21 protein-coding genes and 1 pseudogene are annotated in these 22,736 nt (G+C 36.2%); 13 read left to right on the top strand and 9 right to left on the bottom strand.

Going from position 1 to position 22,736, the window contains the following annotated elements; all coding sequences use genetic code 11:
- Positions 1–140: 140 nt before the first annotated feature.
- Positions 141–2,534, top strand: coding sequence for an alpha-glucosidase (gene ygjK / locus JHE06_RS11210; RefSeq protein WP_201088823.1), 2,394 nt, complete (start codon positions 141–143; stop codon positions 2,532–2,534).
- Positions 2,535–2,956: 422 nt separating this feature from the next.
- On the top strand, positions 2,957–4,876 hold the full coding sequence (locus JHE06_RS11205) for a heavy metal translocating P-type ATPase (RefSeq protein WP_442861677.1): 1,920 nt from the start codon (positions 2,957–2,959) through the stop codon (positions 4,874–4,876).
- A gap of 178 nt (positions 4,877–5,054) precedes the next feature.
- Here the strand turns inward: JHE06_RS11205 and JHE06_RS11200 are convergent, their stop codons facing one another.
- The 4 genes from JHE06_RS11200 to JHE06_RS11185 are packed head-to-tail and all read right to left on the bottom strand — an operon-like array spanning position 5,055 to position 8,841.
- Positions 5,055–6,305, bottom strand: coding sequence for an NAD(P)H-dependent oxidoreductase (locus JHE06_RS11200; protein WP_201088821.1), 1,251 nt, complete (start codon positions 6,303–6,305; stop codon positions 5,055–5,057).
- A 20-nt stretch (positions 6,306–6,325) separates the two neighbouring features.
- Entirely contained in the window at positions 6,326–6,934 is a 609-nt protein-coding gene (locus JHE06_RS11195; protein ID WP_201088820.1) for an NADPH-dependent FMN reductase, read from the bottom strand.
- Positions 6,935–6,977: 43 nt separating this feature from the next.
- On the bottom strand, positions 6,978–7,916 hold the full coding sequence (locus JHE06_RS11190) for an FAD:protein FMN transferase (RefSeq protein WP_442861666.1): 939 nt from the start codon (positions 7,914–7,916) through the stop codon (positions 6,978–6,980).
- Positions 7,917–7,959: 43 nt separating this feature from the next.
- On the bottom strand, positions 7,960–8,841 hold the full coding sequence (locus JHE06_RS11185; RefSeq protein WP_201088819.1) for a helix-turn-helix domain-containing protein: 882 nt from the start codon (positions 8,839–8,841) through the stop codon (positions 7,960–7,962).
- Positions 8,842–9,677: 836 nt separating this feature from the next.
- Between JHE06_RS11185 and mazE the strand changes: the two genes are divergently transcribed.
- Positions 9,678–9,911 carry a type II toxin-antitoxin system PemI/MazE family antitoxin gene (gene mazE, locus JHE06_RS11180; RefSeq protein ID WP_442861665.1) on the top strand — a complete coding sequence of 78 codons (234 nt, stop codon included), beginning with the start codon at positions 9,678–9,680 and terminating at the stop codon, positions 9,909–9,911.
- Between the two features lie 232 nt (positions 9,912–10,143).
- Here mazE and JHE06_RS11175 read toward each other — a convergent pair whose 3' ends face one another.
- On the bottom strand, positions 10,144–10,386 hold the full coding sequence (locus tag JHE06_RS11175; protein WP_201088817.1) for a hypothetical protein: 243 nt from the start codon (positions 10,384–10,386) through the stop codon (positions 10,144–10,146).
- A gap of 281 nt (positions 10,387–10,667) precedes the next feature.
- Here JHE06_RS11175 and JHE06_RS11170 point away from each other — a divergent pair, with 281 nt between their 5' ends.
- From JHE06_RS11170 to JHE06_RS11150, 5 genes are read left to right on the top strand one after another with little or no spacing between them, the layout of a single operon-like run.
- Positions 10,668–11,225, top strand: coding sequence for a DapH/DapD/GlmU-related protein (locus JHE06_RS11170; protein ID WP_201088816.1), 558 nt, complete (start codon positions 10,668–10,670; stop codon positions 11,223–11,225).
- A gap of 36 nt (positions 11,226–11,261) precedes the next feature.
- The gene (locus JHE06_RS11165) at positions 11,262–11,507 is read left to right on the top strand and encodes a hypothetical protein (RefSeq protein ID WP_201088815.1); all 246 of its coding nucleotides are present in this window, start codon (positions 11,262–11,264) and stop codon (positions 11,505–11,507) included.
- Positions 11,508–11,524: 17 nt separating this feature from the next.
- Complete coding sequence (locus tag JHE06_RS11160) at positions 11,525–11,980, top strand: dihydrofolate reductase family protein (protein ID WP_201088814.1); 456 nt, start codon at positions 11,525–11,527, stop codon at positions 11,978–11,980.
- Positions 11,981–12,008: 28 nt separating this feature from the next.
- Entirely contained in the window at positions 12,009–12,878 is an 870-nt protein-coding gene (locus JHE06_RS11155) for an aldo/keto reductase (protein ID WP_201090059.1), read from the top strand.
- Between the two features lie 55 nt (positions 12,879–12,933).
- Positions 12,934–13,587, top strand: a complete 654-nt coding sequence (locus JHE06_RS11150; protein WP_058919444.1) for an SDR family oxidoreductase — start codon at positions 12,934–12,936, stop codon at positions 13,585–13,587.
- A 105-nt stretch (positions 13,588–13,692) separates the two neighbouring features.
- Here JHE06_RS11150 and msrA read toward each other — a convergent pair whose 3' ends face one another.
- On the bottom strand, positions 13,693–14,532 hold the full coding sequence (msrA, locus tag JHE06_RS11145; RefSeq protein WP_201088813.1) for a peptide-methionine (S)-S-oxide reductase MsrA: 840 nt from the start codon (positions 14,530–14,532) through the stop codon (positions 13,693–13,695).
- A 190-nt stretch (positions 14,533–14,722) separates the two neighbouring features.
- On the bottom strand, positions 14,723–15,724 hold the full coding sequence (locus JHE06_RS11140; RefSeq protein ID WP_201088812.1) for a nucleoid-associated protein: 1,002 nt from the start codon (positions 15,722–15,724) through the stop codon (positions 14,723–14,725).
- 211 nt (positions 15,725–15,935) lie between these two features.
- On the opposite strand from JHE06_RS11140, the gene deoC reads away from it, so the two are divergent.
- Both deoC and JHE06_RS11130 read left to right on the top strand, forming a co-directional pair.
- Positions 15,936–16,628: a deoxyribose-phosphate aldolase gene (gene deoC, locus JHE06_RS11135; RefSeq protein WP_201088811.1), complete on the top strand. Its 693-nt coding sequence runs from the start codon at positions 15,936–15,938 to the stop codon at positions 16,626–16,628.
- Positions 16,629–16,786: 158 nt separating this feature from the next.
- A complete protein-coding gene (locus JHE06_RS11130) occupies positions 16,787–17,656 on the top strand; it encodes a MurR/RpiR family transcriptional regulator (RefSeq protein ID WP_082664218.1) in 870 nt (289 codons plus the stop codon).
- 44 nt (positions 17,657–17,700) lie between these two features.
- On the opposite strand, the gene JHE06_RS11125 is transcribed toward JHE06_RS11130, so the two are convergent.
- Both JHE06_RS11125 and JHE06_RS11120 read right to left on the bottom strand, forming a co-directional pair.
- Positions 17,701–18,678: a Gfo/Idh/MocA family protein gene (locus JHE06_RS11125; protein ID WP_201088810.1), complete on the bottom strand. Its 978-nt coding sequence runs from the start codon at positions 18,676–18,678 to the stop codon at positions 17,701–17,703.
- A gap of 54 nt (positions 18,679–18,732) precedes the next feature.
- Complete coding sequence (locus tag JHE06_RS11120; RefSeq protein WP_058919439.1) at positions 18,733–19,749, bottom strand: Gfo/Idh/MocA family oxidoreductase; 1,017 nt, start codon at positions 19,747–19,749, stop codon at positions 18,733–18,735.
- Positions 19,750–20,255: 506 nt separating this feature from the next.
- On the opposite strand from JHE06_RS11120, the gene JHE06_RS11115 reads away from it, so the two are divergent.
- From JHE06_RS11115 to JHE06_RS11105, 3 genes and pseudogenes are all read left to right on the top strand, one after another.
- Positions 20,256–21,215 (top strand): glutathione S-transferase family protein, encoded by a 960-nt coding sequence (locus JHE06_RS11115; protein WP_201090057.1) that lies wholly within the window; start codon positions 20,256–20,258, stop codon positions 21,213–21,215.
- 567 nt (positions 21,216–21,782) lie between these two features.
- Positions 21,783–21,905, top strand: a pseudogene (locus JHE06_RS12420) (DUF1398 family protein); the annotation flags it as partial.
- Between the two features lie 137 nt (positions 21,906–22,042).
- Positions 22,043–22,588 (top strand): NADPH-dependent FMN reductase, encoded by a 546-nt coding sequence (locus JHE06_RS11105; protein WP_201088809.1) that lies wholly within the window; start codon positions 22,043–22,045, stop codon positions 22,586–22,588.
- The last annotated feature ends 148 nt before the right edge of the window (positions 22,589–22,736 follow it).

Genomic DNA, 22,736 nt, shown 5'->3' with positions numbered 1-22,736 from the left:
AATGGCTGTGGATACACCGCTTATCAATATACTAGAAAAATAAACGGATCTGCAGGTCAAGTTAGTGTGCGAACACTAAACTGGCATGCAGCTTGCTTGTAGTAAAACGCGAAAACATTTATTTGAAAAGGAGACTATTTATGAAGAAACAGGTAAGAAAGAGAAAAGCAATTGCAAGTTTAGGTATTGTACTGGTATCTGTTTTTGTTTTAGGGTGCGAAAATGCTTCTAGTGGAGAAGAGACAAGCAAACAAGAGAATTCGAGTTCTGAAATAAGCAAAGATAAAGAATCAATGTTAACTCGAACAAAAGTTGAGCATTTTGCTAACTTGCTAGATTTATCAGCAAATCCGACAGAAGAAGCAAATGGAGCATATGAAACCAATAAGTTTAATCATTTTTCTGACCTCGGAGCTTGGCATGGCTATTACTTGCCAGCTAAAGATAACAAAGCTTTATTAGGCGGTTTTGCTGGACCGTTGATTGTTGGTGAAGAGTATCCAATCAACCTATCAGACTCCATTAATTCTATTCAGTTGACGAATAAGAAGACGAATGAAAAATATGATTTAAGTAAAAGTGAATATATCGATATGTCTTATTATCCAGGAAAATTGGTCCAAAAATATGAATTAGACGATATTACACTAAATATATCCTTGATTTTTGTTAGTAATCGTTCGGCCTTAATTCAAACAACTATTGAAAATACAGGTGAAGAATTGGTTGAACTGGATGTCAGCTGGAAAGGTTCGGTCTTCGATAAAACTGTAGATGGTGATAACACGATTGATATCGGAACAAGCTTAAAATCTGAAGATAATGCTGTTCAAGTTGATTTTAGCGAAGTTCGGGAACAATGGGACTATTTTGCAACAGATGAAGTCAATTATTATATCTCTCGAGACAAAAATGTTGAGACGAATATCGATGGTTTAAGCTATACTTCTAAACTCTCCGAATCGGTTAAATTAGAGCCTAATAAAACATTTGAAACGTATGCTACTGAGTCCTATACTTTTACAGAAGATGAGTTTGCAAAAGAGAAAGATCAATTAACCGGGTTTATGGAGAACCATGAAACGCATTTCAAAGACAACAACGATAGATGGCAAGGATATTTAGATAAAACTTTTGATGAAGAAAATGCAGGAAATTTCCCAGAATACCAGAATGCAGCTATAAAAGCTATCGAAACTTTGACAACGAATTGGCAGAGTCCAGCTGGTGCAATCAAGCATGATGGAATTGTTCCTTCGATGTCTTACAAATGGTTCATGGGTATGTGGGCCTGGGATTCTTGGAAAGCAGATGTAGCTTTAGCCGACTTTAATCCTGAATTGGCAAAAAATAATATGCGCGCATTATTTGACTACCAAATACAATCAGATGATGATGTCCGTCCTCAAGATAAAGGGGCCATCATTGACGCTATCTTCTACAATCAAGACAGCGACCGAGGAGGAGAAGGAGGAAATTGGAATGAACGAAACTCCAAACCACCTTTGTCAGCTTGGTCAGTATGGCACATCTATCAAGAAACTAAGGATAAAGATTTCCTAGAAGAAATGTATCCTAAAGTAATGGATTATCACAACTGGTGGTATACAAATCGTGATCATGATCAAAATGGCGTAGCAGAATATGGCAGTATGGTGAGTGATGCACACTGGAAAACAACTGATGACGGCGACATAATCAAAGATGAAAACGGAGAGCCAGAGCTTGACGATGAAGCAGTCATCGAAGCTGCAGCATGGGAAAGCGGAATGGATAATGCCACTCGCTTTGATAAAGAAGGCAGCGGAGAGGACGATGTTGGCGTTAAAGTATTTGAAAACAAACAAGATGATGAAGTAGTTGGTTATTCTATAAATCAAGAATCCGCTGACTTAAACTCGTACTTGTATGCTGAAAAAGGTTTCTTGAATCTTATCGCAATGGAACTAGATAAAGATGATGATGCGAAAAAACTAGAAGAAGATGCAGGAAAGCTGAAAAAATATATTCAAGAGAATATGTACGATAAAAAAACTGGTTTCTTCTATGACTTGCAAATCAATGAAGACGGTTCTGAAACGAAGCTGCTAGTGAATAGAGGAAAAGGAACGGAAGGTTGGCTTCCGCTTTGGGCAAACGCAGCTACTAAAGATCAAGCAGAAGCTGTGAAAGATAATATGATGGATGAAGAAAAATTCAATGCCTATGTACCTTTCCCAACAGCTTCAAAAGATAACCCGAAATTCAGTGCAGATAAATATTGGCGCGGTCCAGTTTGGTTAGACCAAGCGCTGTATGGCGTGGAAGCATTGCAAAATTATGGTTTTGATTCTGAGGCAACTGAAGTAACGGAAAAATTATTTAATAATGCAGAAGGTTTGATGGGTGACGGTCCAATCCATGAAAACTATAATCCGCTGAATGGCAAAGGAATCAGTACTAAAAACTTTAGCTGGTCTGCAGCAGCTTACTACTTGTTGTACAAAAATTCTATCTTAAACGATGATCCAACAACTCAAGATGCATTTAAATAAAAAGAACTCAATAGCGACAGCTTTATAGGAGCGCTAATCTAAAAGTTTAGTCGTTAATTAAATTAAAAAATATATTTAAAAAAAGGTGTAAGCGAATGTTTGCTTACACCTTTTTTTGCTATTAACAACGACCATTGATGAATCAATCAACTACACAAGCGCAGATTCTTATTTAAATATTACATAACTTGGAAAAGAGATTGATTCAGTTGACAAATTATAAACAAACGATATAATGAAATTGTAGACATATGAATATTCGTTCATATGTAGTTCGTAACTGTTCCGATTTGCGAAAAAAACCAACTGCCATGCAGTTCAAAATGCTGGATGGTTGTAAGCCGAATAGTTTGAAATAAGCGTATAAAAATACACAAGGTTTTAGAAAGGTGATAGAAATGGAAAATGCCGAAAAGAAACAAATGCACACAAGTCATGATCATTCTCATAGCCACGACCACAGTCACGAAGATGAGCATAGTCACGGAAAAATGCCGGTTGTATTATACTTTATTGGGTTAATGTCATTTCTTATCGCGTTCTTTTTAAAAAATGACAGTTTAGTGTTAAAAAATGTCTTGTTTTTGACGGCTGCTATTACCGCCGGCTATGATGTTATTATCCTTGAAGGCATCAAAGAAACAATTGCAAACTCTAAAAGCCAAAAGAAATTTATGCCCAACTCGCATATGTTGATGGGGTTGGCAGCATTAGGCGCTTCCCTCATAGGCCAATTTAGTGAAGGGGCGTTATTGATTCTCATCTTTTCGGGTGCGCATTTTCTTGAAGAGTACGCTGAGGGAAGAAGTAAAAGAGAAATCACTAAATTACTTGAAATGAATCCAACGACAGCCAGACTGATCATGACTGATGGCACTACAAAAATCGTTGATGTCAGCGAGTTAAAGGTTGGAGACCAACTCCAAGTACTAAATGGTGACCAAGTACCCATTGACGGAATGATTTTATCGGGCACCACCTCAATTGATGAATCTTCTATCAACGGTGAAAGCATGCCTAAAGAGAAGTCAAAAGGAGATGCGGTTTTCGGAAGTACGATTAATGGAACCGGCACTTTTACGATGGAAGTCACTAAAGAAAACAAAGATACGGTCTTCTCGAAAATCTTACAACTCGTCAATCAAAATCAAAATAACCAAACAAAAACTGCAAGTATCATACAAAAATTTGAACCTAGATACGTTAAGATAGTTTTAATTTTAACGTCAGCAGTCATTCTATTCACACCCTTTATGTTTGGCTGGTCATGGGCGCACAGTATTTACAGAGGGCTGGTTCTTTTGATTGCAGCTTCTCCTTGTGCTTTAGCAGCAAGCACCGTTTCAGCAACGTTGTCTGCAACCTCCAACCTTGCAAAACGAGGAGTGCTGTCAAAAGGGAGTGCTTATTTATCACAATTAGCAGAGATCGATGCCATTGCTTTTGATAAAACAGGTACCCTTACTTATGGGAAGCCTGAAGTAACAAATGTTCATTTTTCTGATGCTGTAAATAAAGAAAACATGATCGATATCGTAATCGCTCTTGAAAAAGAATCGAATCACCCACTTGCAGACGCTATATTAAGAAAGTTCGATGCCAAAAACAAACTACCCATCGAAGTGACCAACCAAATCGGAAAAGGTTTAGTTGGAGAACATGATGGATCCCAATATCGTGTAGGCAAGCCGACTTCTTTTGAAGATGTTTCTGCTGAATACACTCGTTTAAATGCTAAATGGGCATCAGAAGGAAAGACCGTTGTATATATAGCCGAAAACGAAACAGTTATTGGGCTGATAGCTCTGATGGATGTTCCGAATAAAAATGCAAAAGCAACGATTGATTACTTTAAGAAACTCGGTATCCATACGACTTTGATCACTGGAGACTCAGAGATGACTGGAAAAGCTGTTGCTGAACAATTAGGAATAGACGAAGTTGTCGCTAATGTTATGCCTGAAGACAAATCTAACATTATAGAACAACAAAAAGAAAAATACGGAGTAACGGCCATGGTCGGTGATGGTGTGAATGATGCACCAGCCCTTGTTACAGCAGATATCGGCATTGCTATGGGAGACGGTACCGATGTAGCAGTAGAAGTATCGGATTTGGTTTTAATGCAGAGTGATTTGTCTAAATTAGTAGAAGCTCACAAAGTTTCTTCAAAAATGAATCGTGTTACTTGGCAAAACATTATTTTTTCAATGGCAGTAGTGCTCTTTTTAATTGTGGTGAGTTTCTTGGGATTAACCAATATTGCCATTAGTGTAATCGTCCATGAAGGAAGTACTTTAGTGGTGATACTAAATGGGCTTAGGTTGCTACGATTTCGTTAATGGTACGAAATACGCCAGTTGTCTGGTTTATCAGTAATGAAAATCATATAAAGTGGACAAGCAAGCAGCTGGTTGTTCAAATCTAAGCATAAAAAATACGTTTACTAAAACAAACAGACCCGGCAAGCAGAAATGCTTATCGGGTCTGTTTGTTTTTTAGTTGAATCGTTTTACATTGTTATCCCTTAACAGAAGCACTCGAAACGCTGTCTACGGCTACAGCTACGGGAACTTCTTCGCTTTCGGTAACACTAGCACTTGAAACACTGTCTACTTCTTCTTGTTCTTTAGTAGAAGCACTTGATACCGCATCGACATCTCCAACCAATGTTTGTTTGGTTTGTTTTAAATACCAGTCGATGATTGGTTTGAAGTCTAAAATGAATTCATTGATTCCGACATAGTTGCCTTCTTCGTCGTGCATGGCTTGGTAATTATGGACGACGTATTTATCTGGGCCATGTGTTGGCACGTGAACACGGACAGCATCTTGTTCTCCTGAACGCAGTTGTTGAATAACCCATTCAACATTTTTCAATGCTTTTTCTGGGTGGCAATTTGCCAGCGGATTTCCTGCTTGTCCAGGTACACGAGACGCTAACATCTCACTGCCAGGTTTTGTATGGTTGTAGTATAAGAACTGGTTGTTTTGGTCAGCATATGTTAATTCCATCGGCATAGACGCTAAGAAGTAATTCAATTGATCAACGGTAAGGATTCCGCGGTTTAATTTAACATAGGCGTTGCCTTCCACAGCATTAACGGCTTCAGCAGCTTGCTCGACCCAATCCTCAGCAGACATATCGACGCCTTCAATGGTTGTGTCGCAAGTTCCTGTTGCATGCAAATCTTCTGGTTCAGCAGGTTTTGGTTTAGGACCTTCTAATAAAGACACAACATTGATAAATTGGATGAATTTTTGCAAAGTACTTTCTAAAAATTTGATTGTATTTTGATCTTTTAAGTTTTCATTTTCGTCAAAAGCTTCTTTTACCTTGCCTAATAAAAACTCATTACCGGGTAGGACCATCGCATTAACACCAGGAGCATCTAGAATTTGACGCAAGTGCAGTTGTGCGCGAGAAGAACCTTGATCGTAATAAGATGCGCCAACGATCATGACGGGTTTGTTTTCTAATGGATGGATTTTAAACGATAACCATTCCAATAAGCTCTTTAAACCAGCGGGAATGGTGCGGTTGTGTTCAGGTGTAGCGATGATGACGCCATCAGCACTTAAGATTTTGTTGCTGATCTTTTGAATAGCAGGGCTGCTTGTTTGGTCATCGCTTTGGTTGAACAACGGAATGTCTTTGATTTCTAGTACCTCTAATTCGAACAAATGACCAAATTGTTTAGCAATGTATTTTAACAATAAACGATTATATGATACTTCTGCGTTAGATCCTACAATACCGACTAATTTCATTTTTTTTCGTCTCCTATTCTTTAAAGGTTTTCCCATGAGAAGCTTTCAGCTTCTTTTTTGTTGATAGCGTGTGCGCTTTTTAATTGGTTGGTGATGTCCATAAAAATTTGGAAATCTTCAAACAGTCCTTCTAGCTTTTCAATTTGTTCGAAATCGATCAAGCTGGCATCTTCATCAAAAGCTTGTAAAGAATGGCTTAACAAAAATTCAGAACTTGGCATGACGCGAGCTTTTAATTCTGGAGCGTCAAGGATTTGGCGCAAATGCATTTGTGCTCTTGAAGAACCAAGTGTTCCGTAAGAAGCTCCAGTAGTCATAACGGGTTTATCCACAAAAGGGAATATGCCGTATGAAAGCCAGTTAAGAGCATTGATCAGTGATGCAGGAACGGAGTGGTCGTATTCTGGCGTACTAATGATCACACCGTCAGCATCCTCAATCTTTTTAGCCAGTTCTTGCACGAGAACTGGCAATTGTTTGTTCTCTGGTTTGTTAAATAGGGGAAGATCTTTGATTTCAACCACTTCAATCTGTGCTTGATTTGAAAAATGTTTTTGAATAAACTGCAATAACATCCGATTAGTAGAGTGATCTGAATTTGTTCCAACTAAACCAATAATTTTTTTCATGTTGGTACTTCCTTTCAGTAATGTTTTTAGTGTAAACAATAAACTAATTCATTTTGATGATTTTGTCTTCTAATGCAGCGGAATAGAGCATTTTTTCTTCTTTCGTAATGAGCAATCCATCTATTCCTTCTAATTGATTTAAGATATGCATAATTTCTTCAGACGACTTTCCGAATAAACGAGTCGTCCATATTTCGCCATCGATCGATTTGTCGGAAACAATTGTTAAGCTGGCAACGTCGGTTTCTATTGGATAGCCCGTATGTGGGTCCAAAATATGATGATATGTTTGTTCGTTATCGCTCAGGCTTCTTTCGTAAATACCTGAGGTGACAATGGATTGATTTAAAGCTTTTAAAGCAACCATTGATTGATCGCGAGAGGGCCCAGGACGCCGAATCCCAATTTTCCAATGATGGTCTTTATTAGTAGGCGAAGGGCCTAAAACCACAATGTTTCCGCCTAAATTGATCAAAGCAGACAAGGTACCGACGCTTTTTAAATAATCGATCAGCAAATCGGCGATGAAGCCTTTTGCCAAAGAGCCTAAATCAATCAGCATGCCGGATTCTCTTAAAAAAACCGTTTGGGCTTCGTCATTTAAGACAATATTTTGCGGGTCTGTTTTTTTGAGCAGGAGTTGAATGTCTTCTGCTGCAGGAACTTTAGCGTCATCGAAACCAATACGCCACGTTTGAACTAAGGGGCCGATAGCAATGTTTAGGTTGCTGGCTGGAGAACAGCTGTGGTGTTTCCCGATTTTGATCAATTGGTACAAGTCAGGATGGACAGGAACAGGTTGGATCCCAGCATTTTTATTGATGGCCATTAACTCAGAGCTTGAATCATTTGCGCTAAAACGGTGTTCATATTCCTTTAATCGAATGACTAACTCGTCTAATACTAAACCAGGAGTTTCGTGTTGAACCAATAAATCAATGACGGTTCCCATCAAATGAATGATTCTTCTTTTTTGATCCAACTGTTATCGCCTCTTTCCTCTAAAGAATGTTGCTAACAAATCATTACAGTTTATTTTCGTCGTTGCGAGACAATACTGTTTTTTCTAGTACAGCGAGCTCTCTAAGCAAAACATGATTTTTGTTGATTTTGGCATAAGCCCTAGCATCATAGACTAATTCTAAAATATATTCTTTTGATTCATTCTGACTAACAGCATTCTTGACCAACTGGAAAGCGGCTCGTGCAAGATAGAACGTTACGTGATTGTCTGAGCAAATCGATATAGCATACTTTAACAACGTATTGCTTGCTTCTAGTTCATGAATTTCAGCATAAAACACACTGCATTGAAAGACGATATTAAGAACTCGCCAAGTATCTTCTAATTCTGTTGCTTCATAAGTATAAATTTGTTTAAGAACTTTATTAAAATAAAATTCTGCTTTTTCTTGATCCGCTTCGCGAAAGTAAACCATCCCAGTGCCGGTATACGCTAGGAGTCGGAAAATTTCCGAGTCATCGGTATCTTCTGCTAATAAGATTTTGTCAAAGTTGAACAAAATATCTGTGATAGCACAATTTTGAAAAATCATGATAAAGCCTTTTAAATAAAAGTAACGCAAGGATAAAATAGAATCTGCAATCGTGTTTACAGCAATAGTATCAAGCAAAGCTGCTGCTTGTTCATATTCGCTGGTAACAAGGAAAAACTCCGCTTTGTTCATTGTTTCAATCGTCTCTGTATACCTGATTCCCACTCTTGGAAATAAATCAGCTAATGGAAGTCCTAAACGATTACAAAGTTTGATCATTATTTTCAAATTGGGAACTTGTCCATTATTTTCAAATCGGCTTAAGGTTGCTTGAGTACAAATGCCTTCAGCTAATTCTACTTGAGAAAATCCCATCGCTTTACGCGCTTCAATAAATCTCTCAATGTTCATACTGCTCCTCCAATGGTTGCTAACTTGTTCATTGTTGAGTTTGGTTATTTTAATAACCGGTTACATCGATAAAAAAATAATTCAGGATAGATACTATTGACTCTTTTCTCAGAATGGCAAAGTTACGTCTACCAAAGGATTTATGAAGGTTTTCGTTTAATTTTCCCATTTCGATAACACACCCTTTTTGTTGTGATTTTATTCACATAACTTCTACACACTTATAATACTCTGTTAAAACATTTATGTCAATACAGATATATAAAATAATATATAAAAAACGATATAAAGGTTTTAAACTAATGGTTCATGAATATTGAACTTCTATTTTAAAAAGTTCTTTTCGGCTGCGGCCGCAAAGGTCCGATCGGATTGGATAAACGCGGTTGCGTGCCTTAACGTGTGATAGACATAGAAAATAAGGCACGCAAAAGAATTTTGCGTGCCTTATGAGTGGGTTCGAATGGAACTTAAGGTACGCAAATCCTTTTTGACTTATCGGTTTTAAATGCTTAACTTATAACTTAAATCACTTATAATGAACGTACTAATAAGAATGCAAATTGTTATAATGCGTTCAGAAAAGGTGCTATCTATTAAGAAAGGTAGGGATAAAGGTTGAAATATAGAGGGAAGTTTAAGAATGTTAAACTGTCATTTTACAGATCTCGGTTTGAAGTTGAAACATTCTCCAAAATAAGTACAACTGAAATATATATAAAGTTGAAAAGGAAAAAAGAAACTAAGTTCGAAAAATCTCTGAAAGAAGGTATGAAAAGATATGATCATGCTCTTAGAGAATTAGCGAAAAGATAATCAGAAAGAAGAGGATACTAATGGTATTGCAGAGAAAAACCTTTTTAGAAGGAGGTTCACTAATGATTAACCTTCCAGACGAATTACACGTAAAAGAGAATGCCACATATTATTTCCATAAAAAAGAAAATGGCACAATAGTTCTTACACCTGAAGTAGATGATTATTTCAAAGAAGTGAGAGATGGAGAATTTAGTGAAGCACTTGCATGGGAAGATATCTACATTCCTCAAGGGAGAGAATGGGAAGAATAATAAATTTAGAAAATATAATAATAGATTCACGTAAGTAGAGAAAGAGCTGCTCAATTTTTTGGGGTTTAAGCAGCAACTTCTCTATTTTTTTCTGCTGATGGATGGTGTACTTAAGATTTTTCCGTAAACTGGTTGGTATCAGCCTGGATCTTAATCTGTAAACGTTGGAAAGCCAAAATTTAAAGGCTAGATGTCAATCTTGATTTTCAAAAAATATTTGTAGATTTAACTTTTAATCTTTAATAAGCGGCATTCGCCCTTTGTATCCACAAAAAGGACAAGTTACGATTCGTTCATCGGGTATACCTGTTTTTAAAGCAAGTGCAAAACTTATTTTTGATAATTTAAAACTGGAGCCACAATTCGGACAGATAAAGTGAGTTGTACTCGTATATGTGTCCGTATATTTTTTTATCATTAAATACATAAATACAAGTGCTATTGCCGTGGTAAGTAGTCCAATGATAATATCCATTTCAATCCTCCTCATAAGATATGTTTTAAGAACACCGAATTTTCCTTTGATCATAAATAGCTCATTTTTAACAAATTCTAAATGTTCTATCGGAAGAGAATTTAATAAATCCTATACCTGACCAAGATCAGTAACTAACTAATGAACTAGATAATTAAAAATAATCAGCTATAGACAAAAAGAATAGGTGAGTATTCTATATAAGTATTAGTCAGATTAAGATTGTTTTAGTATGATGAAATTAATTAACAAGAAATAACTGAATAGGTTGGTGAAGGACTATGAAAGACTTATTAAATCGAATCATTGGTAAGGAAATAGTAAAAGGTTCCCCAATTTTTGAAGAAATACACGAGCAAAAGGCCAAAAATGAAAGGCTAGTGATGGAATTGAATACCGGATACCATGCTCCATCAGATGTGATTGCAGCACTTGAAAAAATTACAGGTGAATCGATCGATTCTTCAGTTACTGTTTCGTTGCCTTTTTACACAGATTTTGGAAAACATATTGCATTTGGCAAAGATATTTTTCTCAATCAAAATGTTACTTTTGTTGATTTAGGCGGTATTTATCTTGAAGATAATGTATTGATCGGACCTGGGGCGCGATTGCTCACAGTGAACCATTTAGTGGATCCAGCAAAAAGAAGAGGAATAATAGTAGATTCGATTCGAATTAAGGAAAACGCATGGATCGGTGCAAATGTAACCGTGTTGGCTGGCGTAACAATTGGTAAAAATGCTATTGTTGCAGCAGATGCTACGGTCACCAAAGACGTGCCAGACAATGTAATTGTTGCAGGTACACCTGCGAGAATCATTAAAGAAATTGATTAAACAATCAGTTTGTATAAATAGGAGGAAAATTAAGCTATGAATAAACCGTATGTCATTATCCATACACACACCTCTATCGATGGCAACCTAGATATCATGGATTTGCCAGAATTTAAAGAAGCGAGCCGCCAATACCAGGAACTTTCCATAAATCCAGAAAAACAACAATTCGGAATCCATGGTTATTTGAACGGAAAAACGACAACTGAAGATAATATGACCCATTACAAAACACCGAAGCTGGATGAAAATGCAGCCCTGTCCCTGAAGGGGATTATGTAGCAGATCCAGATGCTCCTATGTATTATTTGTCCATTGATGCACGTGGAGAACTGGCTTTTGAAGAAAATTTCTCTGATTATGGCGGTGTTTCTTCTCACATTGTAGAAGTCTTGACAGAACAAGCGTCAAACGCGTATAAAGATTTTCTTAGAAAGAAAAAGATATCGTATATCATTGCTGGTAAAGAGCAAATCAACTATGAAGCGATGTTGGACAAGTTCTACAATTTATTTGGTATCAAGCGAATGATGGTTGGAGGCGGCGGAACGCTCAACTGGTCATTTGTTCAAAACGGACTGGTTGATGAAGTCAGTGTCATCTTGTCTCCTATCGCAAATGGGGATCCGGGCGGACACCGTTTCTTCGTTGCCAAAGAACCATATACCCAAATTAAAGAAACAGCCTTCCAATTGGAGACTGTTGAAACATTGGAACACGGCACCCTATGGATTCGCTATTCTGTCAAAAAATAAGTAGAGATAGAAAGAAGGCAATAAAATGGTGTTAAATGAAACGTATACATTATCAAATGGGGTTAAAGTTCCTAAATTAGGTTTAGGTACATGGATGATCGATAATGAAGCAGTGGTTCAAGTTGTAAAAGATGCTCTTGATTCAGGCTACCGTCATATCGATACGGCTGAAGCTTATCTTAATGAAGAAGGCGTAGGGCGCGGTATAAAAGAGTCTGGCATCCACCGCGAAGATGTTTTTGTTACTACAAAGCTCGAAGGCGACATCAAAAACTACGATGAAGCTGTCAAAGCAATCAATGAATCGCTGGAACGCTTGGATATGGCTTATATCGACTTAATGATTATTCATAGTCCACAACCATGGGCTAACTTCCGTGACGGCAATCATTACTTTGAAGGAAATTTAGAAGCCTGGCGTGCCTTAGAAGAAACTTATGAAGCAGGCAAACTACGGGCAATAGGCGTTTCTAACTTTGAACAAATAGATTTGGAAAATCTAATTAATAATGGGAAAGTTAAACCAATGGTGAACCAAATTCTCGCACACATTACAAATGTTCCTAGCGACGTAATTGAGTACAGTCAAAGTCTCGATATTGTTGTCGAAGCATACTCACCAATCGCTCATGGTGCCATTCTTGACCACCCTGTTGTCAAAGAAATTGCTGAAAAGTACGAGGTTTCGCCTGCTCAATTAAGCATTCGCTATGTCATACAATTAGACATGGTCGCTTTGCCTAAATCTACTAACAAAGAGCATATGAAATCTAATGCCGCGGTAGATTTTACGATCTCTGAGGAAGATATGAAAACTTTAAATGAGTTGCCTCTTATCGAGACTTATGGTGACGATGAGGTCATGCCAGTCTTTAGTTCACAATACAAGAATAAGTAAGAAATATATGCTATGCTGAATTCAATTCGCGTAATATATTGAAAGGAGTTTTCAAATGAAAGTATTAGTTGTAGGTGCCAATGGGAAAGTAGCTCGTCATTTTGCTGATTTTGCAAAAGAAGATTCTGCTATTGAAGAAATAGCAATGATCCGCAATAGTGAACAAGCTGGTTTCTTCGAAGAACGAGGGATTGAAACAGTTCTCTTAGATCTTGTCAAAAATTCAGTAGATGAATTGGCTGAAGCAATGAAAAATGTCGATGCGGTTATCTTTAGTGCAGGTGCTGGCGGAAGTGGTTTTGATAAAACTGTTCTAATCGACTTAGATGGAGCTATTAAAGCAATGACCGCTGCAGAACAAGCTGGCGTTAAACGTTTTGTTATGGTTAGCACCTTCCGTACAGGCCGTGAGGAAATGGCTAAAGAACATGATTTACAAGTTTATACAATCGCCAAAAATTATGCGGATGAATGGTTGAAAAATCGTACAGAACTAGATTGGACGATTGTCCATCCTGGTATATTAGTTGATACACCTGGTACCAATCAAATAAAAGTTGGTATGGGACAAGACATCAATGAGATTCCACGTCAAGATGTGGCTCAAACCTTGATTTCTGTACTTCATAATGACAACACAATTAAACAAGAATTTGAAGTTCTAGCTGGCAATACAGCCGTCGAAGAAGCTATTAGTAATTTAAAATAAATAGATGTTTAAAAAAATTAAACCAAAGACCCCAAAAGCTTTTTATGTTAGCTTTTGGGGTCTTTTTATGCAGTGAGATACAATAAACTATACATTGTTTAATGATTAAGGTTTCTTAGTAAACCGTTTGACTTCAGTCCTAAATTTACCTTGCAAACGTTGAAAAGCCAAAAATTGTTGACGAGACCGTTCAATTCTTTTGTATCTCTTGCGGTTTTTCTTATAAAATTGTTGGTGATAGTTTTCTGCCGGCCAAAATACGCTTGCAGGTTCAATTAATGTAACGATTGGATGCTTGTATTTGCCGGATTCTACTAAACACTGTTTTGATTTTTCAGCAATCTGTCGTTGCCTCTCATTTCGAACAAAAATAATCGGACGATACTGATTGCCCCGATCTTGAAATTGACCAAACTCATCTGTGGGATCGGTCAACTGCCAATAAAGCTCTACTAGATCTTCATACTGTATGATTCTTGTATCAAAAATAATTTCAACGGCTTCTACATGCCCGGTATATTGACCGCTCACTTGATCATAAGTGGGGCAGTCAATATGTCCACCAGTGTACCCAGATAAGACGGAAACGATCCCATCAAGAGTTTCAAAAGGCTCTACCATACACCAGAAACAGCCGCCTGCAAATATAGCGGAATCTTGATAAGCCAGTTCATCAGTGGAGTGTTTCGTAAAATCAAATTGAGTATTGGCAGCAGCATTACCGGTAATCTTATTATAAAAATCTGTCACATCAGCAGTTAAGTTATTTCTTAAAGCAAGCGGACGTAAATCAGCTTCAAGTTTTGAAAGCTGATTTTCAAAATTAGCACCGTCTTCTATAGCTTTTTTGGTTGCCAATAATAATGACCGTTCCCATTCCCGAGTTGCTGGATTGAGTATGAGATTATATAGATTTTCGAGTGTCTCTTCATGATTATTGTTCATCTTGAAGACCATCCTTACGTATGATTTTTTAGTGAAAAGCTTCTGAATTAAACTAGTTAAAAATGAATCTTCTTACTTCATTATACATTAGCAAGTATGGCACAAGTACTTTTAAAACTCGCAAGGAATAAAATAGAAAATCGTACCCTGGATGAGTTTTTCAATACTCACTTAGGGTACGATTTACTTATTAAAACAAGTTTTTTATTTTTTCAATGTTTTTGATCATAACTGAAGTGGTTCCATCTGGGTTATTAATAAACTCGACAACTTCTGGATCTTTATAGAGATCTATAGGGATACTGATTTCGATACCGTTATCTAAACGGAATTTTTGCTTCGAATATTTCGGGCCAGCTACGGCTACTTCAGCAGGAGCGCGATCTACGTATCCCATTTCAGTTATTTCTTCAAAGAACTTTTCTTTTTTCGCATGATTATCCCCGTAAAGGGTCTCGGCAATCACTTGGTTATCAATGACGTTTTCTTCAGTCATACTATGAACAAGCGCTTCTTTCGTATCGGCCAACACTTGGAACTCTTCATCATTAAAAGCTTTACTTGTTTTTTGAACAGCTTTTTTTATGATCGAGATGTTTTCTTTCAGACTTGGCTGAGGTTTATCTTCTAAAAATAATTCTGTAAAATAATAAACTTTCTCTGCTAATTCAGCAATCATATGTTTTTTCTCGATAATGTGGTATTCCATGGTGTTTAAATTCAGCACCATTCCTTCTTGAATCGCTTGGCGAGCACTCGGTAAAATGGAGCGATTAACAATCAACTGATTTGTTAGTATTTCCTCTTCATAAGAGACATAATGGGTGATGCTGTCAGAATAATTTAACTTGAAAAGTCCTAAATGCGGCACTTCGTCCAAGGTAAAGAAGACAAATAATAAATCAGCTGGCGGTATTTCTGGATTGATTTTTGTAATGGAAAAGAATTTATCGCTCAACGTTTTTGTCGTCTCAATAAAATCTTCTTGAATAGTAGAAAAAGTTTGGCTTAAAGGGTTATCTTCTGTTAATATCCCGGTTTTCATATTGTCTGAATCTTCTACTTTTTCAATCATAGCTTGAAGATAATCCATTGTAAATTTCTCCGTCAGATCTAATCCAGCAAAAGAAAAAATCGGTTCGTTGCTGTTCAAGTCAAAAATGTGTAAAATGGCTTCTTTTATATAAATCATTTTGTTCCCTCCGTTTTCAGTCACGCTTAGTAGTATCTCACAAATGTGACATTCGCAAAAGAGATTTTTCGAGAAACGGGATAGTAAAAACACAGATGGCTAAAAAAACTTTCTTCTCCAAAGTCCAGAACGTTCTTTTTCCTTGATGAGACCTAGAAGAGTCTTAATTGTGTTAAAATGAAATCGAATTCAATAAGAGGAGGAAGCAAAAATGACATTTCAATTGAGCGTGACAGAATTAGCAAATATGGTGGACCATACATTGTTGAAAGCAGATGCACAGAAAGCCGGATTTGAAAAATTGTGTCAAGAAGCTGATGAATATGGGTTTAAAATGATGGCGATCAATTCCGCACCGGTTGCTCTTTGTAGCGCGTTATTAAAAGAAAGTTCCGTTCATGTAGGAGCGGCCATTGGTTTTCCGCTGGGACAGACTACAATTTCTACTAAGATTTTTGAAGTCGCGGATGCGATCAAAAATGGTGCTGATGAAATTGATTATGTAATCAATATCGGCGAGTTAAAAGAAGGAAACTTAGCGTATATAGAACAGGAAATGAAAAAAATCGTAGCTGCCTGTCAAGCGAATAACGTGTTAAGCAAAGTGATTTTAGAAAATTGTTATTTGACAGATGAAGAAAAAATTGCTGTTTGTGAAATTGCTAAAAGAGTTAAACCTGATTTTGTAAAAACGTCAACAGGGTTTGGCACTGGCGGAGCAACGATTGCAGATGTAAAACTAATGAAAGAGACAGTAGGAGCAGAGGTCAAGATAAAAGCAGCAGGAGGCATACGTGATTTTGCAACGGCTAAAGCAATGGTAGAAGCTGGTGCTGAGCGATTAGGAACTAGCTCAGGGATTAAAATTATTAACGAGTATAAATCGTTCGTCAAGGAAGCCTAATTTATGATAATGCAAAAAGTGATGACCAAATCAAACCTAATGTTTTCATCTGATGGGTTCCTTAGTTCGTATATAAAGATATATTATTTTATATTCGCGGTTAGATAGTAAATGATAATTAATTGATATAGGTTCATTTTAGAAAGGAGTTGTTAAAGTTGGTACAAACATTGACTAAGTTGAAGGATCAAACGAACTTTACAAATACGGAGATGAGGATTGCCGATTATATCATCCAAAACATCACTAAGATTCCTACGATATACATTGAGGATCTAGCAAAATTAACGTATACTTCTCACTCGACGATTATCCGTCTCTGTAAAAAAATGGGATACGATGGATTTAGAAGTTTTAAGGACGCTATTTCAGGTGTAGTTTATAGTCAATTGCATTTACCTAGTGAAGTAGATGCTAATTTTCCTTTTAAACAAGAAGATTTAACCATGGATATAGCTAAGAATATGGCAAATTTAACGATTGATACAATAAAAAAGACTTTAAATCAATTAGATGAAGATTTACTACAATCAGTGGCAGAAATTCTTTTCAAATCTAAGCATATTTTTCTGTTTTCTCGTGGTGATTCACAAGTACGAGCGAGAAGTTTTCAAAATAAATTAGTAAAGATTAATAGATTTGCTATTATTTCTGAAGAATATGCAGATGAGGCATGGAATGCTTCTAACCTTACTCCAAAAGATTGTGCTTTATTTCTGTCTTATAGTGGAACTAGTCCGCAATACAAGCGTATGTTACAACATTTTTCTAACAAAAAGATCCCAACTATTTTGATAACAGGGAATACAGAATCTGATTTGATTAAATTAACTACCAAAACGATAGTGGTAGTCCAGGAAGAATATGATTTTGTAAAGGTTGGGACTTTTGCATCACAAGTTGCCTTTCAATATGTATTAGACACGTTGTATTCTATTTTATATGCAAAAGAATACAGCAGTAATTTGGAAAAATTAAAAGAAAAACAGTCACTCATTCAAAATGGAATTTTGTCAGAAGAACTATGACCCATCCATATATTGAAAAAGCATCTGTTTTTCACTTTAAAAATTTAGCCTAATGATATACCAGCAGAATCTAATCCTTTATCTACAATAGACATAACCATTTCACTGTGATCAAGGTGGTTTGTCATCGTTTCAACGTCAGATTCTCTTATGATTCTTTCAAATTCAGTAAATTCCTCATACATCCGATGCGTATGCACTTTAAAATCAACGATTTCGCTCTTATTTTGATTGTCTATTATAGTAAACCTATCGATAGTACTTGTCGGTCCGTCAATAATGATAGCTCCTTTATCGCCTTGGATAATGGTTCGTATCGGAGCTGTAGAATCTTTAGCACCTATGCAGACTACTTTTTTATCCCCATAATCCAAGCTTAGGATGCCAGAAGTATCAATTCCGTTTTCAACATTTGCCAAGTAACTGACTTTTTGGGGCTCTCCAAAAATACCCGTTACAAAATGGATATTATAAATATTAATATCCATTAAAGCACCACCACCCATTTTAGGATTGAAAGCTGGTAATATATCTCCTTGTTTGAAGGCATCATACCTTGATGAGTATTGTGAATAATTGCATTCAATAATTTTAATAGCTCCAATAGTCTTTATAGCTTCTTTTATTTTTTTGTAATTGGTTAAATATTGATTGGTTATAGCTTCTAACAACATGACATTGTTTGCTGAAGCTAATTCTCTTAGTTCTTTCATTTCGGATAAGTTTAAGGTAAAAGGTTTTTCACATATAACATTTTTTTTATTAAGGATGGCTTGTTTAGCAAAAGAAAAATGCAAATGATTGGGCAATGCAATATAAACAGTATCGATAGCCTTACTTTTTAAACAATCTTCATAATTAGTTAAGACTTGACGAATGCCATAGTTGTTTTTTAAAAGCCTCATTTTATCCATGCTTCTATCCGTTCCTACAATTGCCTCTAATTGAATCCCTGGAACATCACAGACCATAGTTAAAAAATCATTCACGATCATGCCAGAACCTATAATGGCTAGTTTCATTGTAAACCTTCTTTCTTAGTTGAATGATCCTTGTTTTTCTAACGAATAGATAAATTAATATTTAATACTTTGAATACCTTCTTCAAGTATCTCTAGTTGACGAATCGTTTCTTCATCTTTCACGGACTTATCTTTTCCATTGATAATAGACTCATACAATCCTTCATAAACACGACTGTAATCCCCAATTTCTGAAATGACTTTTTCTTCATGATAAAGGCCATCAGTATCTATATAAGTCACAGTACCGTAATGATTTGGGGTATCTATCCCGAAATCGGCATTAGTTGGCATATAGAACAATTTTAGGTGTTCTTCTTGTCTATCTTTCTCTTGCTTGATAAACATGCCCTTCTTACCATATAGAACAAAACTTGGTCGTGGTTTTATTCTGAAGTAACTTGATTTAACAGAAACCTTTATTTTTGAATAGTAAAAGTCCAAGTCAAAATAATCATTCATTCGATTAGGACCCAATAATTGTCTTACATCATAATGAATGGAGTCTGGATCTCCAAAATAGGAAAGAACTTGATCGATTGTATGGCACCCATGTCCATACAAATAGCTTGAAGATGCTGAAAATTCTGTGCTGTTTTCTGGAACTTCTGGTCTGAAATAATCATAATGCATTTCTACTTCTAGCAATTCACCTATAACGCCGCTTTCGATAATTTTTTGTGCGGTCAGAAAATCTGAATCGTAGCGTCTGTTTTGGTAACATTGAACGAGTAAATTTTTTGATTTTGCTAACTCAAATAGTTCTTTTGCTTCTTCAGCAGTTTCGGTAAAAGGTTTTTCAACTAGTGTGTTTTTCCCGTTCTCTAGTGATAATTTTGCAAATTCAAAATGTAATGAACTAGGAAGGCAAATTGCAACCAATTGAATTTCTGGATCATTCCAAATGTCTTCTAAATTCGTTGTGTAGTGGACTCCAGGAACCTTATCCCATGAACTATTTTCATGACGAGAATAGATAGTCTTCACTTTAATGTTCCCTGTTTTTAATGAAAAAGGTAAATGATAACGATTCGTACTTTTCCCATTACCGATATAAGCTATTGTTAACATAAAAAAACCTCCTATAGTATCTGATAATTAGATTATATATGAAAATGATTGAAATAAACCGTTACTCATCCATTCAGGTTCCCAAGTTCTTGTTTCTTCCAAATAAATAGGTATATCCTGAACATTATGTTCAAGATATACCTATTTAGTATTTTTTACAGGAATACTTTTATTTGAAATAGCAATATAAAATAAAGGTTTAGAAGTAATTTGAATGGAGTATATGAAATTTGGCAGTGCACTGTATCTAGCAGTATTCTTCTATACTAGATTTGGTAAATTCGATTTAAAAAAATGAAGTAAAAAGAGGGAGAAATGATACATAAGATTTTGATATACAGCAGGAAAAAGAGAATATAGTTTCTAATGGTATAGAAAACGACAAAGTGACTAAGGTATCTGCTAAAAACCAACTTGTTTGTTAATTTCAATTATTCTGACTATAATAAAAATAGAAGATAAATACAAATGATGTATAAAGTTCAGTATTTGAAAGGGGAATAATGATGGGATTATTAGTAGACGGCAAGTGGTATGATCAATGGTATGACACGGAAGGCAGTGGAGGACGATTCATTCGTCAAGAATCACAGTTCCGGAACTGGATCACATCGGATGGAAGTGCAGGGCCAAGTGGTGAAGGCGGGTTTAAAGCTGAGCCTGGACGTTATCATTTATACGTAGCGTTAGCCTGTCCTTGGGCAAACCGTGCGCTGATCATGCGGAAATTAAAAGGATTAGAAGAGATGATTTCAGTCTCTGTTGTGAATCCGTTAATGGCAGAAAACGGCTGGACATTTGAACCAGCAGAAGGTGTGGTTCCAGAACCAGTGATGGATGCAAACTATCTTTATGAAGTTTATACGCATGTTGAACCAGAATATAGCGGGCGTGTGACGGTTCCGGTTTTATATGATTTGAAACAAAATAAAATCGTAAACAATGAATCTGCCGAAATTATGCGCATCTTAAATTCGGCTTTTGATGAAGTCGGTGCAAAAGAAGGCGATTATTATCCTGAAGAGTTGCGTTCAGAAATTGATGCAATCAACGATAAAGTGTATCATTCTGTCAATAACGGGGTATACAAAGCAGGCTTTGCAACGAAGCAAGAGGTCTATGAAGAAGAGGTCATCAAACTATTTGACGCCCTTGATGAATTGGAAGAACGCTTAGGGGAGAACCGCTATCTAGTAGGCGATCAAGTCACCGAAGCTGACTGGAGATTATTTACGACGTTAATTCGTTTCGACAGTGTCTATTATGGTCATTTCAAGTGCAATATCAAACAAATAACGGACTACAAAAATCTTTGGCGTTACACGAGAGAATTATACAATTGGCCGGGTATAGCAGAAACAGTGAACTTTAAGCACATCAAAGAACACTATTACCGCAGCCATAAAAATATTAATCCGACGGGTATCGTTCCAGTAGGACCAGAATTGGATTTTAGTTTGGATTAACTACTGCAAGAATTGTGAAAAAATCAGTTGAATTGGCGGATTACGTATTTTCGAATAATACCCGTTTAACAAGACTCAAAAACAGCTGCCTTAAAATAGGGCAGCTGTTTTTAAGTTAAAGAGAATATTAATGAAAAAGGAACCTCAATAAGGCTCCTTTTTCTATTTTTAAATTGAGTAAATTAGCATTCACAAGTTCTTGTTTTTGTAAGAACTCTTTTAAAGCTTCAACAGGTGGAGTTAATCGTTTACCTAACACTCTTTTAAATTCCCCTGATACTACCTCTAAAGCACTATTGCGAGCATCATTTTGAATTATTAAAATGCAACTAATTGCAGATTCGTGCACACCGTAAATTGAAAAAGTTATACATGCAGAAAAAATGCTGGTGAATTCTTACAGTTAATGCATGAATTGCGGAAGGGCTAGATCGCTATTTTGATGAGAATAATTCTGCTAACTTAAAATTAAATGGGACTCCAAAATAAGATTCTGAATAAAGTGACCCAGAAGCAATCAAATTAGCTGTCTAAAGAGCTCAATTAGGATAATTAGCTTTTGAGAAGTTTTGTGAGTTAGCTGGAGCGGCTGGTATTCCAGCTTGGACGTGCGATTTAGTATCAAAACAGATCACTTATTACGATCATCCTCATCAAGCATTATTAATAAAGTTCATTCCTGAGCTTTAAGGTAAAAGAATGAAAAGTTGTAAGTTAGGTAAATAGAAGCAAAATTATCTTACATTATTCGCTTGTAAAAAGTAAGTGAATGATGTAAGATGTATTTGTAAGGTAAAAAAAAACAAATCATTCGGAGGTAATTATTCATGTCAAGAAACATTGGGATTTTAGTAGGAAGTTTACGGAAAGATTCGTTAAATAAAATTGTAGCAAAAAAATTAGCTGAGCTATTCCCAGCTGATTACACAGTATCTTTTATTGAAATTGGTGATTTACCAGTTTACAATGAAGACTTAGAAGGAAATGTTCCAGAAAGCTACAATCGTTTCCGTAAAGAAATGAAAGAACAAGACGCATACGTATTCATAACTCCAGAATACAACCGCGGTATGCCAGCTTCATTAAAAAATGCTATTGATGTTGGTTCTCGTCCGTGGGGCGAAAGTGTATGGCCAGGCAAACCAGTTCTTGTTGGTTCAGTATCTCCAGCAGGTATTTCTGGTGCATTAGCTAACCACCAAATCCGTCAATCACTAGTATTCGGTGACAGCCCAGTTATGGCTCAACCAGAACTTTATATTGATGCATCTAAAGCAATTAGCGAAGATGGACAAGTAGTACCAGGATCCGTTGAATTCCTTCAAACTATTGCAGATGCATTCGTAGCATTCATCGACAAAAATTCTAAATAATAGTTAAAAATACACAAAAAGTCTGGGACATAACCTAGCTAAAAAGCAGCCAGAAAAGTAAAATATTTTCTGGCTGCTTTTTACTTCTATGAAATTTTAAATTGAAAAACCATACACGAACACCCTTTTATTTAAATAATTTAGTTAG

The organism is Carnobacterium sp. CS13 (assembly GCF_016653495.1).
Lineage (GTDB): Bacteria > Bacillota > Bacilli > Lactobacillales > Carnobacteriaceae > Carnobacterium_A > Carnobacterium_A antarcticum.
Note: the sequence above shows the minus strand (reverse complement) of the source record. Positions and strands in the feature narration are given on the sequence as shown.

What these genes read in the sequence shown, in the direction of transcription:
- deoC (WP_201088811.1), top strand. Translation starts at nt 15,936, where the DNA reads ATGACATTTCAATTGAGCGTGACAGAATTAGCAAATATGGTGGACCAT.
- JHE06_RS11200 (WP_201088821.1), bottom strand. Translation starts at nt 6,305, where the DNA reads ATGAAATTAGTCGGTATTGTAGGATCTAACGCAGAAGTATCATATAAT.
- JHE06_RS11175 (WP_201088817.1), bottom strand. Translation starts at nt 10,386, where the DNA reads ATGGATATTATCATTGGACTACTTACCACGGCAATAGCACTTGTATTT.
- ygjK (WP_201088823.1), top strand. Translation starts at nt 141, where the DNA reads ATGAAGAAACAGGTAAGAAAGAGAAAAGCAATTGCAAGTTTAGGTATT.
- JHE06_RS11125 (WP_201088810.1), bottom strand. Translation starts at nt 18,678, where the DNA reads ATGAAACTAGCCATTATAGGTTCTGGCATGATCGTGAATGATTTTTTA.
- JHE06_RS11185 (WP_201088819.1), bottom strand. Translation starts at nt 8,841, where the DNA reads ATGAACATTGAGAGATTTATTGAAGCGCGTAAAGCGATGGGATTTTCT.
- JHE06_RS11150 (WP_058919444.1), top strand. Translation starts at nt 12,934, where the DNA reads ATGAAAGTATTAGTTGTAGGTGCCAATGGGAAAGTAGCTCGTCATTTT.
- JHE06_RS11115 (WP_201090057.1), top strand. Translation starts at nt 20,256, where the DNA reads ATGGGATTATTAGTAGACGGCAAGTGGTATGATCAATGGTATGACACG.
- JHE06_RS11120 (WP_058919439.1), bottom strand. Translation starts at nt 19,749, where the DNA reads ATGTTAACAATAGCTTATATCGGTAATGGGAAAAGTACGAATCGTTAT.
- JHE06_RS11170 (WP_201088816.1), top strand. Translation starts at nt 10,668, where the DNA reads ATGAAAGACTTATTAAATCGAATCATTGGTAAGGAAATAGTAAAAGGT.
- msrA (WP_201088813.1), bottom strand. Translation starts at nt 14,532, where the DNA reads ATGAACAATAATCATGAAGAGACACTCGAAAATCTATATAATCTCATA.
- JHE06_RS11105 (WP_201088809.1), top strand. Translation starts at nt 22,043, where the DNA reads ATGTCAAGAAACATTGGGATTTTAGTAGGAAGTTTACGGAAAGATTCG.
- JHE06_RS11165 (WP_201088815.1), top strand. Translation starts at nt 11,262, where the DNA reads ATGAATAAACCGTATGTCATTATCCATACACACACCTCTATCGATGGC.
- JHE06_RS11140 (WP_201088812.1), bottom strand. Translation starts at nt 15,724, where the DNA reads ATGATTTATATAAAAGAAGCCATTTTACACATTTTTGACTTGAACAGC.
- JHE06_RS11195 (WP_201088820.1), bottom strand. Translation starts at nt 6,934, where the DNA reads ATGAAAAAAATTATTGGTTTAGTTGGAACAAATTCAGATCACTCTACT.
- JHE06_RS11205 (WP_442861677.1), top strand. Translation starts at nt 2,957, where the DNA reads ATGCACACAAGTCATGATCATTCTCATAGCCACGACCACAGTCACGAA.
- JHE06_RS11160 (WP_201088814.1), top strand. Translation starts at nt 11,525, where the DNA reads ATGTATTATTTGTCCATTGATGCACGTGGAGAACTGGCTTTTGAAGAA.
- mazE (WP_442861665.1), top strand. Translation starts at nt 9,678, where the DNA reads ATGGTATTGCAGAGAAAAACCTTTTTAGAAGGAGGTTCACTAATGATT.